This window comes from Homoserinimonas sp. A447 (genome assembly GCF_054489325.1).
This window is the reverse complement of record NZ_JBTMWW010000001.1, coordinates 748,170-762,017: the sequence shown is the minus strand read 5'-3', so window position 1 is coordinate 762,017 and position 13,848 is coordinate 748,170. Positions and strand designations below refer to the sequence as shown.

The following is a 13,848-nucleotide window of genomic DNA, read 5'->3' as shown; positions in this document are numbered from 1 at the left end:
CTCACGCTCCGTTGTGTCTCAAGCGGTGCAGTTCCCTGCGACGCTCCGCCTGCTCCTTCGGGTTGGGCACCGGCAATGAGGCGAGCAGTCGCTGAGTGTACGGATGCTGTGGGGCACCCAGGACCTGCTCCCCCAGGCCCTCCTCGACGAGCTCACCGTGGAAGAGTACGCCGATCCGGTCGGCGAGGAGGTCGACGACAGCCAGGTCGTGGCTGATGAACAGGGCGGCGAAGCCGAAGTCGCGCTGCAGCTCTGCAAAGAGCTCGAGGACCTTGGCCTGCACCGACACATCCAGTGCGCTGGTCGGCTCGTCGGCGATCAGGAGCTTCGGTTTCAGCGCCAGCGAGCGGGCCAGGCTGGCGCGCTGCCGCTGCCCACCACTGAGTTCGTGCGGGTAACGGTCACCGAAGCTCTTGGGCAGTTGCACCGCCTCCAGCAGCTCATCGACCTGCTTGCGGGCCGCCTGGGCGCTCTGGGTCCTGCCGTGGACGAGCAGGGGCTCCGCGACGCACTCTGCAATGGTCAGGAGCGGGTTGAAACTGGTTGCCGGGTCCTGGAACACGAAACCGATCTCGCTGCGGAGCGGCCGGAACTTGCGTTCACGAACCCCGAGCATCTCCTGCCCGAGTACCTCGAGTGAGCCACCGGTGACCTTCGTGAGCCCAGCGATGGCACGGCCGATCGTGGTCTTGCCTGAACCACTCTCGCCGACCAGGCCGAGCACCTCGCGCTCGCCGATCTCGAAACTGACCTGGTTGACGGCTCGAAAGCTCGGCCTGCCGAGGCGGCCGGGATATTCGATGATCAGGTCACGGGCGACGACCAGTGGTTTGGTGTCGAGCATCGCGCGGTCCATCGCCCGCTCCCGGGTGCTCGCGGCACCCGTGCCGATGTGCGGAACCGCGGCCAGCAACTTCTTGGTGTACTCGTGCTGCGGGTTTCCGAACAGCGAGGTCGCGTCGGCCTCTTCGACCACTTTGCCCTCGTACATCACGACAACGCGGTCGGCCAGGTCGGCGACGACTCCCATGTTGTGCGTGATGAGCACGATGGCGGTGTTGAACTCGTCTTTCAGGTCGCGCAAGAGGTCGAGGATCTCGGCCTGCACCGTGACGTCCAACGCGGTGGTCGGCTCGTCGGCAACGATCAGCCCGGGGTCCAGCACCAGTGCCATGGCGATCACGATGCGCTGCTTCTGGCCACCGGAGAACTGGTGCGGATAGTAGTCGACCCTGTTCTTCGCGTCGGGGATTCCCACCTTCTCCAACACGGCGATCGCTTTCGCCCGGGCTTCGGCGCGCGTGAACTTGCCGTGCGCGCGAAGTCCCTGGGCGATCTGCCAGCCAACGGTGAAGACCGGGTTGAGCGCTGTTGATGGTTCCTGGAACACCATCGCCACGTCCTGGCCCCGAATCTGGCGCAGCTTCGATGCCGAGAGACGGATGACGTTGGTGCCGCCGATCAGTACCGCCCCCGACGTCGTGGCGGTCTCGGGCAGTAGCCCGAGGATGGTCTTCGCCGTAACGGTCTTGCCGCTCCCGCTCTCGCCGACGATCGCCAGCACTTCGCCGGCGCGAACGGACAGGCTGACGCCGTCAACAGCTCGCACGTCTCCGCCGTCAGTGGCGAACGTGACACTCAGATCGTCAATGCGAACCGCTTCTTCACCAGCAACCAGAGTGCTCATGCGCGTCCCTCCTCAATTGTGAAAACGGATGCCGTGTCCAGCCCGGCGACCCCGTCGAGGGAGCCTCCGGGGACCACTGCGGCTGCTGCCCCCACAGTGGGTGTTCCGTCGGCACGTCTGCGGGTGCGAAGGCGCGGGTCGGCGAGGTCGTTCATGCTCTCACCGATCAGGGTGACACCGAGCACGACCATCACGATGGCGAGGCCGGGGAAGACCGAAGTCCACCAGATACCGCTCGTGACGTCTGAGATCGACTTGTTCAGGTCGTAGCCCCACTCGGCCGCCGACGTCGGCTCGATGCCGAAGCCGAGGAAGCCCAGGCCGGCCAGGGTCAGGATCGCCTCAGACGCGTTCAGCGTGAAGATGAGCGGCAGCGTCCTGGTGGCGTTCCGCAGGATGTGCCGGAACATGATCCGGAAGCTGCTTGCCCCGAGAACCTTGGCCGATTCAACGAACGCCTCAGCCTTGATGCGGACCGTCTCCGCCCGGATCACCCGGAAGTATTGCGGGATGAAGACCACGGTGATGGAGATCGCCGCCGCCAGGATTCCGCCGAACAGGCTCGATTGACCGCCAGAAATGACGATGGCCATGACGATGGCCAGCAGCAGGGTGGGGAACGCATAGACAGCGTCGCAGATGACGACCAGTACCCGGTCCACCCAGCCGCCCAGGTATCCGGAGAACAGTCCCAGGAACACCCCGGCGAAAATCGACAGGAGGACCGCGATCACGATGACCAAAACCGCCGTCTGGGATCCCCAGATCACCCGGGAGAGCACATCGTACCCGCCGACCGTGGTGCCGAGCAGGTGTTCGGCGGACGGTGGCTGTTGGGCGCCGAACGTTCCGTTATCGTCGCGCAGTTGACCGTAGCCGAACGGGGCGAGCAGCGGGGCAAAGGCGGCGCACAGCACGAAGATGCCCGTGAGGACGAGCCCGGCGACCAGCATTCCGCGCTGGAGGCCGACGCTCTGGCGCAGCTGGTGGATGACGGGGAGTCGCTTCCACAGCGGAGGGCGGGACCGCTGCACGTCGGGGATGGTTTCTACCGACATGTCAGTACCTCACTCTCGGGTCGATGAGCGCCGCAATGATGTCGACGATGAAGTTGGTGACGGCTACGATAACCGCGAGCAGCATGACGATGCCCTGCACCGCGACGTAGTCTCGCGCGGACAGGTACTCCACGAGCATGAACCCGAGGCCCTTCCACTCGAACACCGTCTCGGTGAGCACCGCGCCGCCGAGGAGCAGGGCGATCTGCATGCCCATGACCGTGATGATCGGGATGAGAGCCGGCTTGTAGGCGTGCCTCGTCACCAACCGCAGTTCCCGGACACCGCGTGACCTGGCCGCGTCGACGTACTGCGCAGAGAGCGTGCCGATCACGTTCGTGCGCACGAGGCGAAGGAAGACGCCGGCCGTCAGCAGCCCGAGAGCGAGACCCGGCAGGACCGCGTGGGAGAGGACATCCGCCACATTGTTCGAACTGCCGGTCTGGAACGCGTCGATCAGGTGGAATCCGGTCGGATTCTCGAGAAACTGGATGTCCAGCTCGGTGCGAGTGGATGCGCGGCCTGCGACCGGGAGCCACTTCAGCCAGACGGCGAAGACCAGCTTGAACAGGAGCGCGGAGAAGAAGACGGGCGTGGCGTACCAGAGGATGGCCGTGACCCGCAGCACGGCGTCTGGCCACTTGTCGCGGAAGTAGGCGGCGACCATGCCGAGCGGAATGCCGAGGATGAACGCGACGATGAGCGAGTAGAAGGCGAGTTCCAGCGTCGCGCCGCCATAGGTCACGAGGATCTCGGTGACCGGGCGTCCGTCGCTGATGGTGCTGCCGAAGTTTCCGGTGAACACCTGGCCGATGTACTCGAGGTACTGCACGATCAGCGGGCGGTCATACCCGGCTGCGTGGATGCGCTCCTGCAGCTGCTCGGCGGAGAGCCGGCCACCCAGTGCTGCGGTGATCGGGTCGCCGATCAGCCTCATCAGCATGAAGACCATGGTCACCAGGATGAACACGGTCGGGATGATCAGGAGCAGCCTGGTGACGATGTAACGGCCAAGATTGCTGCCTCCGGAAGCCTTCGGCTTCCTGGGCGGCGCCACCGGACCTTGTGGGTCCGAGACCGCCAGCGCGGGTGAAGTCATTGTCGCCTATCTGGTTCGGGAGGCACCCGAAACGAAGGGGCGATCCGCATAATCACGGATCGCCCCCGATTCGGTTTGTTGCCGATTTAGCTATTCGATAGTAACCGGATCGCGACTAGCCCCGCCCGATGACACCGAAGCGGAACTTGAACGACGCGTCGAGCGTGTCAGCCACGCCCGTCACGCCAGCGGAGGAAACCGCAACCTGGGCTCCCTGCAGGAACGGCAGGGTCGACAGCTGCGCCGCAACCTTGTCCTGGATGTCCTCGATCAGCCCAACACGGGTGTCAGCGTCCATCTCGACAGCCTGCGCCGGAATCAGCTGGTCCAGCTCAGCGTCGCTGAAGTGGTTGGCCAGGAAGTTGTCGGTCTGGAAGAACGGCGACAGGTAGTTGTCAGCGTCCGAGTAGTCCGGGAACCAACCCAGCTGGTACATCGGGTAGACATCAGCCGAACGCTCTTCAGCGTAGGTGACCCACTCGGTGGACTGCAGGTTGACCGTGAACAGGCCATCCGTCTCCAACTGGCTCTTGATCAGCGCATACTCGTCACCTGAACTCGGGCCGTAGTGGTCCGGGTTGTACTGCAGGTTGAGCACGACCGGCTCGGTGATTCCGGCACCGGTGAGACGCTCCGCAGCCTTGACTGCATCAGGTCCGCCGTCGCCGTCGCCGTAGAGGCCCTTGAGCGACTCAGTGGCACCCGTCAGTCCGTCCGGAACGTAGGAGTACAGCGGCAGGTAGGTGCCCTTGTAGACCTGGCTGGCGATCTCTTCACGGTCGATCAGGTCGGCCATGGCCTGGCGGACCGCGAGAGCCTTGTCCGCGTCTGCCTCAGCCGTTGATGCGCCGAACGGCATCGTGTTGAAGTTGAACACGATGTAGCGGATCTCTCCACCGGGACCGTAGTTCACCGTGACGCCGTCGTCGCCCTCGAGGTCTTCGACGTCGGTAGCCGAGAGGCTGCGCGTCGCGACATCGATGTTGCCCTCCTGAACGTCGAGCTTCAGGTTCGACGAGTCAGCGTAGTAACGGAGGTTGATGGTGTCGGTGACCGGCTCCCCCAGGACGCCCTGGTAGTCGGGGTTGGCCTTGAACTGAACCAGCTCGTTGAACTTGTAGCTGGCGATCACGTACTGGCCGGCGAACGCGTTGCCGTCGATGATCGCGTCGTCGTCGGTGACCGCGTCAGCGGCGAATACCTCTTCATCGACGATCGGACCGGCCGGGCTGCTCAGGATTTGCGGCCAGATCTGGTCGTTGTCCTGCTTCAGGTGGAAGACGACGGTGGTGTCGTCGACAGCCTCGGTCTCCTCCAGGTTGTACAGCAGCGTGGATGGACCGTTCTCGTCCGCAATGGCGAGCTGGCGGTCGAAGCTGAACTTGACGTCCGACGAGGTCAGCTCGTTGCCATTCGCGAAGGTCAGCCCTTCCTTGAGCTTGACCGTGTACTCGGAGGGAGCGGTGAACTCGGCGGACTCTGCGATGTCTGGTTCGACATCCGCTGTACCGGGCTGTGAGTTCATGATGAACGGGTACACATTGTTCATGATCGCGAACGAGCCGTTGTCGTACGAGCCGGCGGGGTCGAGGAACGTGACCTTGTCGGTGGTGCCGATGGTGATGGCGTCGCTCGAAGGCTCGTCGCCGCTGCCACCTCCTGCACAACCGGTGAGCACGAGTACCGCGGTGGCCGTGCCACCGAGCACTGTCAGCGCTCTTTTCTTGAAGCTTGATCCGGACGTCATATCCGTCTACCTCTCTGTTGTTCTGTCGTGATGAGCACCCCCGGCTGGTGGGCTGGGGGCGCCGGTGACGCAGCGGCGCAGTTCGTGCGCGCTGTCTATGTCTTGCTAACACAGGTTACGAGCAATGGCCCGGAGCAAACGACTTCGCCGGGCAATGTTTATGGATCTGCAATGAGCCCGGATCGGCTGATCAGTCTTCGCGCAGAGCGCGCCGCTCCGCTTCCACCCTGACCAGCTCGCGCTGGACCTCGGCATAGCGCTCCGGCTCCTGCGCGCTGTCGGTGCGCTGGAGCCGTCCGAGCAGGTCGGCCTTCCGTCGCAGCAGGTCGCGATCGATGAGCGACGATGCGATTCCCTGGCAGTATGCGGCGAGCTCGCGGCCCGACTTCTCCGGGATGGGCGCCAGCCCGAGCTCCTTCACCAGCATCGAGAACGGGGCAGGGACCTCGTCGATGATGCGCTCCAGCCAGCCGGCCGATTCCAGTGCGTCCAGGCTTGCGGCGATCGCGTCCCTGACCACTGCCAGCGAAGCGTTGGAGAACCCGGTCTGGGCCGCGCGTTCCACCAGGGGACGCCCCACTTCGAGCGGCTGCTGGAGAATCGCCATGATCGCATCGCGCTCGAGCCTGGTGGCCGGGTCGGACGGAAGGTGCACGAGTGACGGACCGGTCTCCTGTGATTGGCCGTCAGGGTTCTCGGCGGTTGTCCCGGCTTGGGGCGGTCGGGCGTCCCTTGCGTCTGTGCCCCGGGCATCCGCCGACCGTGACTTGGCGGCGTTGACAGCGCGACCGACCTCCCCCAGGTCCATGCCCAGCCAGCCGGCCAGGTTGCGCACGTAGCCGATGCTGAGGGCCTGGTCCCGTATTCCGGCGACAACGGGGGCGGATGCCCGCAGTGCGGCAACGCGGCCTTCAACAGTGTCGAGGTCGAAGCCCCCCAGCACCCGCCTGACCATGAACTCGAACATCGGCTTCTTGCCCTGGACCAGGCGGCGCACGGCGTCATCCCCGCGCTTCAGCCGGAGGTCACACGGGTCGAGCCCCTCAGGGGCGACGGCGACGTAGGTCTGGGCTGCGAAACGCTGCTCCTCGCTGAACGCGCGGCTGGCGGCCTTCTGGCCCGCCTCATCCGGGTCGAAGGTGAACACCACCTCCCCCAGCCCGCGCGAGTCGGCGTTGTCGACATCGCCGAGCACCCGGCGAACAACCTTGATGTGGTCGACGCCGAACGCGGTACCGCAGGTGGCGACTGCGGTGGTGACGCCGGCCAGGTGGCAGGCCATCACATCCGTGTACCCCTCGACAACCACGACCTGCTTGCCGCGGGAGATGTCCCGTTTGGCGAGGTCGAGCCCGTAGAGCACCTGCGACTTGTGATAGACCGCGGTTTCGGGCGTGTTGAGGTACTTCGGCCCTGAGTCGTCTTCGAGCAGTTTTCGCGCGCCGAAGCCCAGGGTCTGGCCGGTGACATCGCGAATCGGCCAGATCAGGCGCCCGCGGAAGCGGTCGTACAAGCCGCGATCGCCCTGCCCGACCACGCCGGAGGCCAGCAGCTCGTCATCCGTGAATCCGAGTGTTCTCAGGTGCTTGCTCAGGGCGTCGTAGCTCTTCGGGGCGAACCCGATGCCGAACCGCTCGGCTGCGGAGGAGTCGAAACCACGCTCCCCCAGGAAGCTTCGCCCGGGCGCTGCATCCGGCTCCGTCAGCCTGGCGACGAAGAATTCCGCCGCCGCCTTGTTGACGGCGAGGATGCGCGCACGGTTGCCGTGGTCGCTGTTCGCCTGCCCGCCGTCCTCGTAGTGCAGTTCGAAGCCGAGACCAGAGGCGAGCCGCTCGACGGCCTCGGTGAACGAGACGTGGTCCATGCGCTGCAGGAAGCTGAAGACGTCGCCATCCTCGCCGCAGCCGAAGCAGTGGTAGCGGCCGACCTGCGGGCGGACGTGGAAGCTCGGGCTGCGTTCGTCGTGGAAGGGACACAGGCCCTTCAGCGAGCCGACCCCGGCGCCCTTCAGCGTGACGTAGTCACCGACCACATCGGCAATATTGATTCGAGCACGGACCTCATCGATGTCGCTTCGTCGAATCAGGCCGGCCATGGGCCAATTCTAGGCTGGTGGCCGCAGCCGACCCGGCCCGGTGGACAATAGAGTCGACTCGCGAAGGGGTGAGGGATGAGACAGATCACGAACGTGGTGCTGACCGGAGCGTGTGGAGGCATCGGGCGCGAACTGGCGGCAGCGTTGCTGGGAAGTGGAGCATCCGTCGCCCTGGTCGGTCGCGACGAGACCATACTGGCCGGCCTGGCCGCGCTCGCCCCCACGCGGGCACGAAGCTACACCCCTGACGTGAGCGACAGCGCAGCCATGAACGCCGTCGCCGAGGACTGGATCGCCGCCTTCGGGGTGCCGGATGTCGTGATCGCCAACGCCGGCGTCGCCAGCGGGTTCGACACCGCTGAAGAGGGCGACCTGGCCGTGATGAAGCGGATGCTCGAAATCAACCTGCTGGGCGTTGCCACCACCTTCCAGCCATTCATCTCCGGGATGCGCGGGCAGCGCAGGGGCACCCTCGTCGGGATCGCCAGCATCGCCGGGTGGCGCGGGATGCCCGGAAACGGTGCCTACGCAGCCAGCAAGGGCGGGCTCATCCGTTATCTGCAGAGCCTGCGTGCCGAGTTGAGGCCGCACGGCGTGACTGTGACAACCATCTCGCCCGGCTACGTGAAGACGCCGCTAATCGCGGGCAACACCATGCACATGCCCGGGATGATCCAGCCGGCCGAGGCGGCCAGGCGAATCGTCGCCGCCATCCGCGCCGGCCGGGAGAAGGCCACCGTGCCGAAGCGCACCGGGCTGATCTCGCGCGGGTTGGGCGTGCTGCCCGACCGCCTGGTTGATCGCATCCTGCTGCGGGAGCCGCGGAAGCCGCGGGCCGGCGAGCCGGGCTCAACCGAGATTCCCGGGCTGCAGCGCCGGTAGCTAGGAGTGCACGAGCCTCTCGTGCCAGGTGAGGGCGGACTGGTCGGTCAGGCTCGCCACCTGGTCGACGACAGCCCGCTTGCGGCCGGCATCCGTCTGCGCAGCCTGCCAATCGGCGGCGAACCCGATGTCCAGGCTGTCCGGACCGCGCTCGAAGAGCGTTGTGGCCAGCTGGGTCAGGATGTCACGCTGCTGCCGGTAAATCGGCTGCCGCGTGTTCTTCGACATGACGAAGGCGGCGACGATGCCCTTCAGCACGGCGATCTCCGCCTGCACCGCGCGCGGAACCACGACGTCGGCGCCGAAGCGCACCAGGGATCCGGAAGAGTGGGCTTCCCGCGTCGCATTCACCGCGCCGGCACCGAACCGGCCGATGAGCTGGCTGGTCAGGTTCTTGAGCCTGCCCTGCTCGATGCGGCTGCCGTCCCAGGTGTCGATCCAGGCGTCCAGGCTGGCCAGGCGGTCGAACGCCGCGATGAGCTCGTCATGGTCGAATTCGCCGCCGATCCAGGCGAACATCGAGTCGACCAGCTCGTCGTGGTCGACGCGAGCGCTCAGGGCGGCGACATCCACATACCCGCCGACGATCGCATCTTCGAAGTCGTGCACGGAGTATGCAACATCATCGGAGAGGTCCATGACCTGGGCTTCGACGCACAGCTTCCCCTCCGGCGCGCCGTCACGCAGCCATTCGAAGGCGGCGAGGTCATCCGAATAGAAGCCGAACTTGGCCCGACCGCTCGGGTCGGCCACTGAGCGTGTGTCCGGCCAGGGGTACTTGCAACTGGCATCCAGGCTCGCCCTGGTCAGGTTGAGGCCGTACGGCGCACCGTCCGGCCCGAAGACCTTCGGCTCGATCCTGGTGAGCAGCCGAAGAGTCTGCGCGTTCCCCTCGAAACCGCCGATGTCGGCTGCCCAGGCGTTCAGTGCCCGCTCTCCGTTGTGGCCGAACGGCGGATGTCCGAGGTCGTGTGCGAGGCAGGCTGTGTCGACGACGTCGGGGTCCAGGCCGAGGCTGGTTGCAAGCTCACGCCCGACCTGGGCAACCTCGAGCGAGTGGGTGAGGCGGTTGCGGGCGAAGTCCAGCCCCTGCGTCGGGGACAGCACCTGGGTCTTGGCCGCCAGCCGGCGCAGGGCGCTCGAGTGCAGCAGCCGGGCCCGATCGCGGGCGAAATCGCTGCGCCGGGAGTAGTGCTCCTCCGGCAGGAACCGCGCGGTGTCGTGTGCGCCGTACGCCGCGTCAACCACCGGTGGTATCCGCTTCGCCCTCGGTCAGCTGGCTTCGGTGCACGTCGCCGAGCTCGCGGCTGGAAAGCCAGCCCTCCGGCAGCGCTGTACGTTTCGGCGTACCGGCGCGACCGCGCGGGCCCTCGGCGCCCTCCCCGGGGTATGGCATATCCCAATCGAGGGTGCCCAGCAGGTCGTCGAGATGCTGCAGGGATTCGACGGTGGCCAGGCTGGCACGAAGCTCGCCACCGACCGGATACCCCTTGAAATACCAGGCGACATGCTTGCGGATGTCGCGGCAGGCGCGTTCCTCGCTGTCGAAGAACTCCACCAGCAGTTCGGCGTGGCGGCGGATGGTTGCGGCCACCGTGCCGAGTGAAGGCCGGGCAACCTCTGCCTCACCGCGGAATGCGGAGGCGAGGTCTCCGAAGAGCCACGGCCTGCCGAGGCATCCGCGACCCACCACGACGCCATCGCAACCGGTCTCGCGGGCCATGCGGATGGCATCCGCCCCGGACCAGATGTCGCCGTTGCCGAGCACCGGAACGCCGGAAATGGTCTCCTTGAGCTTCGCGATCGCCGACCAGTCGGCCTGCCCGCTGTAGAACTCGGCAGCGGTGCGGGCGTGCAGCGCGATGCTGGCGACGCCGGCCCCTTCAGCGGCTTTGGCTGCCTCCAGATAGGTCAGGTGGTCGGAGTCGATGCCCTTGCGCATTTTGACCGTCAGCGGCAGGTCGCCTGCGGCCTTCACCGCGCTCTCCACGATGTCGCGGAACAGGCCGAGCTTCCACGGGAGCGCCGCTCCCCCGCCCTTACGGGTGACCTTGGGCACCGGGCATCCGAAGTTCAGGTCGATGTGGTCCGCACGATCCTCGGCGACCAGCATGGTGACCGCCTCGGAGACCGTCTTCGGGTCGACTCCGTAGAGCTGGATGCTGCGGGTCGTCTCCGACTCGTGGTGCTGGATGAGCCTCATTGAGGCCGGCGTGCGCTCGACCAGGGCGCGGCTGGTGATCATCTCGCTGACGTAGAGGCCTGCGCCGAACTCGCGGCACAGGCGACGGAACGCCGTGTTGGTGATGCCCGCCATCGGGGCGAGAACGACCGGAACCTCGAGCTCGAGTGGCCCGATCCTGAGCGCAGGGAGGTCAGTTTTCGGCGCGTCCGATCGCATCCCGGAGGTGCTCATGGCGGTTGCGTCGAGGACTGTCACCCCACAATTCTCCCAGAAACTCGGGCGCGGCTCGCCACCCGGGGGAACTAGCTGCCGATGGACGGCGTCGCCGGCACCTCTGGTCGCTTCTCAGCCTTCTCTGTCGGGACCGTGACCATGATGGACACGATCGCCACGACCACGATGAACAAGTTGAACAGCAGGCCGATGGCCCCGCCGAAGCGGAGGGCAACGTTCGTCTGATCCCCGATGAAGAGTCCCCAGGAGCGGATTGTCTCCGGGTCCATGGCCTGCGCAGCCACATAAAGCGCGGCCGAGACGGCGACACCGATCGCGTTTCCGAGCGACGACGCCATCTTGTAGATACCGGAGGCGGCACCCACCTCGTTGTCCGGGACGTTCGCGAGTGCGGCATCCGTCGACGGAGTCGCATAGAACCCCAGTCCGATGCCGAACAGCGTGAATCCGATGACGGCGAGCACGACATATTGTTCGATGAGAACGAATGTCATGGAGGTCAGCAGGATCCCCGCACCGGCGATCGCACTGCCCCAGATCATCGGGCGTTTCGGCCCGAAACGCTGGAGTAATTTCTCGCCCACCCGGATCGTCGCGAGGATGGCGACCAGATAGCCGATCGTCAAGAGTCCGGATTGCAGGGACGACATGCCGGCCGCGACCTGGACCAGCCCGAGTGACACGATGAGCGTGCCAGCCGCACCGTTCAGCAGGAAGTTCGACAGCGTCGCCCCGGAGAACGTCAGGTTGCGGAACAGCGAGAGGTTCAGGAACGGCGCGGCGCGTTTCGTCTCGATCGCGAAAAAGGCGAGCACCCCGATGACCGTGAGCGCGACGAGTCCGATGCCGCTCCAGCTGAGCCAGCCGATCGCCGGACCCTGCGAGATGTAGACGTTGAGCGCCACGAGGGCGACGATGAAGGCGATGAGGCCGCCCCAGTCGAAGGAATCGTGACCCGCATGCGGTTCCGCCCTGGACTCGGGTGTACCTCGAACCAGGAACAGCGCAAGGATCGACAGCACGATGGAGATCCAGAAGATGGATCGCCAGCCCAGCACGGATGTCGCCATCAGGCCGCCGAAGAGAGCGGTGAACCCCGAGCCACCCCACGAACCGATAGACCAGAAGGAGAGAGCCCGCTGCCGCGCCTTCCCTTCGTAATAGGTCTTGATGAGCGCCATCGTGGACGGCATGATGCAGGCGGCCGACAGACCCTGGATGATGCGCCCGCCCAACAGCGCTGCGTCCGTGATGGCACCGGCCTGCTCCGGCGTGATCGCGATCAGCAGCGACCCCGCAATGCTCAGGTAGATGCCGATGTACATGATCTTGACCCGGCCGATCCGATCGGCGAGACCGCCGGCGACGACGATGAAGATCCCGGAGAACAGCGAGGTGATAGACACCGCCAGGTTGGCCAGTGTTCGTTCGACGCCGAGGGACTCCTGGATTCCCGGGATGACATTAAGCAGGGTCTGGGCGAACAGCCAGAAGTTGATGACGGCCAGGACAACGCCCAGCAACCAGGCGTCGGTCGGTTTCCACTGGGTTCCGGCCTTGGTCACAGTCGGGGAACTGGACATGTGCTACTCCTCCTTCGCCAGGTATGACAGCGCGGCGACCACCTGCGCCTGAACGCCGATCGACAGCGTCGGGTCGATCATTGGCGCGAACCGGGGCGAGTGGTTGGCCGGAATGTCCTGGGCCACCGTGCCCTTTTCTGCCGCCACCCGATACGCTTCGGCATCGACTCCGCCGAGGAACCAGAACGTGTACGGAACGCCGAAGGCATCCGGTATCCGACTGAAGTCCTCTGATGCGGTTTGCGGATCGGCACGGCTCACCGTCTCGGCGCCGAAGTGGGCGACGAAGGCGGCAGTCACCTGGTCAGTCGCCACCGCGTCGTTACTGGTCAACGGAAACTGGTCGTACCGTTCCAAATCCGGCGGCCTGGGCGAACCAGCCGCGGCGCACTCCCCCGCGACGATCCGCTCGATCGATGCCAGAATTCGCGCGCGAAGCTGGTTGTCGTAGGTGCGGATGTTCAGCAGCAGCGTGGCCTGGTCGGGGATGATGTTCGACTTGGTGCCGGCATTCAGGGCTCCGACAGTGACGACGGCGAATTCGCCCGGCCTCGTCTCGCGGGAAACGATGGTCTGCAGCCCCAGGACGATGGATGCGGCCAGCACCACCGGGTCGATCGACAGGTGCGGCATCGAGCCGTGCGCACCCGACCCGTAGACCGTGATCCTGATCGAATCGCCCGCCGAGAGCACCGGCCCGGGTGCCGTAGCCAGTGTCCCCGCTGGAAGCGGCATGACGTGCTGGGCGAGCGCGACATCCGGTCTCGGCAGGCTGGCAACGAGCCCGTCGTCGACCATCGCCTGCGCGCCGGAACCGGTCTCTTCGGCCGGCTGGAACAAGGCGATGTAGGTGCCAGCCCACGACTCGCGGGCATCGGAGAGCAGTTTCGCCGCCCCCAGCAATGCGGTCACGTGCACGTCATGCCCGCAGGCGTGCATGACCCCGTCCACCTCAGAGCTGTAAGGCAGTCCGGTTGCCTCGCTGACAGGAAGCGCGTCCATGTCGGCGCGGGCCAACACCACCGAACCGTCGCCGTTGCTGAGAACTCCTACAACACCGGTGCCGCCGAGACGCATCACCTCGAAGCCGAAAGACGCGAGGTGCTCGGCGACCAGCTTCGAGGTCGCAGTCTCTTCACCGCTCAGTTCGGGGTTCCTGTGAAAGTCGGTGTACAGGCGCCGCAACCACTCGAGCTCACCGTCGAGCCTGGTCAGTACATCCTCGTCTACGCTCACAATTTTCCCGTCCGGAGGGTCGGGCGCCTGGGCGATGCCCTG

Annotated in this window: 10 protein-coding genes; 1 reads left to right on the top strand and 9 read right to left on the bottom strand. The window is 65.8% G+C overall.

The genetic code is table 11. The features are described from left to right. Position 1: 1 nt before the first annotated feature. The 5 genes from ACX3O0_RS03705 to dnaG all read right to left on the bottom strand — a co-directional run bounded on the left by ACX3O0_RS03705 (position 2) and on the right by dnaG (position 7,686). Positions 2 to 1,687, bottom strand: a complete 1,686-nt coding sequence (locus ACX3O0_RS03705) for an ABC transporter ATP-binding protein (protein ID WP_459106841.1) — start codon at positions 1,685 to 1,687, stop codon at positions 2 to 4. Further along, positions 1,684 to 2,745 (bottom strand): ABC transporter permease, encoded by a 1,062-nt coding sequence (locus ACX3O0_RS03700; RefSeq protein ID WP_459091104.1) that lies wholly within the window; start codon positions 2,743 to 2,745, stop codon positions 1,684 to 1,686. The genes ACX3O0_RS03705 and ACX3O0_RS03700 overlap by 4 nt, the downstream gene beginning before the upstream one ends. Position 2,746: 1 nt before the next feature. Further along, positions 2,747 to 3,844: an ABC transporter permease gene (locus ACX3O0_RS03695; RefSeq protein WP_459091102.1), complete on the bottom strand. Its 1,098-nt coding sequence runs from the start codon at positions 3,842 to 3,844 to the stop codon at positions 2,747 to 2,749. A gap of 115 nt (positions 3,845 to 3,959) precedes the next feature. After that, positions 3,960 to 5,591 carry an ABC transporter substrate-binding protein gene (locus ACX3O0_RS03690; RefSeq protein WP_459106840.1) on the bottom strand — a complete coding sequence of 544 codons (1,632 nt, stop codon included), beginning with the start codon at positions 5,589 to 5,591 and terminating at the stop codon, positions 3,960 to 3,962. A gap of 190 nt (positions 5,592 to 5,781) precedes the next feature. Further along, entirely contained in the window at positions 5,782 to 7,686 is a 1,905-nt protein-coding gene (gene dnaG, locus ACX3O0_RS03685; RefSeq protein ID WP_459091098.1) for a DNA primase, read from the bottom strand. A 75-nt stretch (positions 7,687 to 7,761) separates the two neighbouring features. Here dnaG and ACX3O0_RS03680 point away from each other — a divergent pair, with 75 nt between their 5' ends. Further along, the gene (locus tag ACX3O0_RS03680; RefSeq protein WP_459091096.1) at positions 7,762 to 8,568 is read left to right on the top strand and encodes an SDR family oxidoreductase; all 807 of its coding nucleotides are present in this window, start codon (positions 7,762 to 7,764) and stop codon (positions 8,566 to 8,568) included. Here the strand turns inward: ACX3O0_RS03680 and ACX3O0_RS03675 are convergent, their stop codons facing one another. The 4 genes from ACX3O0_RS03675 to ACX3O0_RS03660 all read right to left on the bottom strand — a co-directional run bounded on the left by ACX3O0_RS03675 (position 8,569) and on the right by ACX3O0_RS03660 (position 13,806). Continuing rightward, positions 8,569 to 9,816 carry a deoxyguanosinetriphosphate triphosphohydrolase gene (locus ACX3O0_RS03675; protein ID WP_459106839.1) on the bottom strand — a complete coding sequence of 416 codons (1,248 nt, stop codon included), beginning with the start codon at positions 9,814 to 9,816 and terminating at the stop codon, positions 8,569 to 8,571. It abuts the gene before it with no gap. After that, positions 9,809 to 10,969, bottom strand: coding sequence for a tRNA dihydrouridine synthase DusB (gene dusB, locus ACX3O0_RS03670; protein WP_459108443.1), 1,161 nt, complete (start codon positions 10,967 to 10,969; stop codon positions 9,809 to 9,811). The genes ACX3O0_RS03675 and dusB overlap by 8 nt, the downstream gene beginning before the upstream one ends. An 86-nt stretch (positions 10,970 to 11,055) precedes the next feature. Then, positions 11,056 to 12,570, bottom strand: a complete 1,515-nt coding sequence (locus ACX3O0_RS03665) for an MFS transporter (protein WP_459091092.1) — start codon at positions 12,568 to 12,570, stop codon at positions 11,056 to 11,058. A gap of 3 nt (positions 12,571 to 12,573) precedes the next feature. After that, positions 12,574 to 13,806 carry an amidohydrolase gene (locus ACX3O0_RS03660; protein WP_459106838.1) on the bottom strand — a complete coding sequence of 411 codons (1,233 nt, stop codon included), beginning with the start codon at positions 13,804 to 13,806 and terminating at the stop codon, positions 12,574 to 12,576. Positions 13,807 to 13,848 lie beyond the last annotated feature (42 nt).

Coding starts and splice junctions, on each gene's coding strand:
- ACX3O0_RS03705 (WP_459106841.1), bottom strand. CDS start 1,687: ATGAGCACTCTGGTTGCTGGTGAAGAAGCGGTTCGCATTGACGATCTG.
- ACX3O0_RS03700 (WP_459091104.1), bottom strand. CDS start 2,745: ATGTCGGTAGAAACCATCCCCGACGTGCAGCGGTCCCGCCCTCCGCTG.
- ACX3O0_RS03695 (WP_459091102.1), bottom strand. CDS start 3,844: ATGACTTCACCCGCGCTGGCGGTCTCGGACCCACAAGGTCCGGTGGCG.
- ACX3O0_RS03690 (WP_459106840.1), bottom strand. CDS start 5,591: ATGACGTCCGGATCAAGCTTCAAGAAAAGAGCGCTGACAGTGCTCGGT.
- dnaG (WP_459091098.1), bottom strand. CDS start 7,686: ATGGCCGGCCTGATTCGACGAAGCGACATCGATGAGGTCCGTGCTCGA.
- ACX3O0_RS03680 (WP_459091096.1), top strand. CDS start 7,762: ATGAGACAGATCACGAACGTGGTGCTGACCGGAGCGTGTGGAGGCATC.
- dusB (WP_459108443.1), bottom strand. CDS start 10,969: ATGCGATCGGACGCGCCGAAAACTGACCTCCCTGCGCTCAGGATCGGG.
- ACX3O0_RS03665 (WP_459091092.1), bottom strand. CDS start 12,570: ATGTCCAGTTCCCCGACTGTGACCAAGGCCGGAACCCAGTGGAAACCG.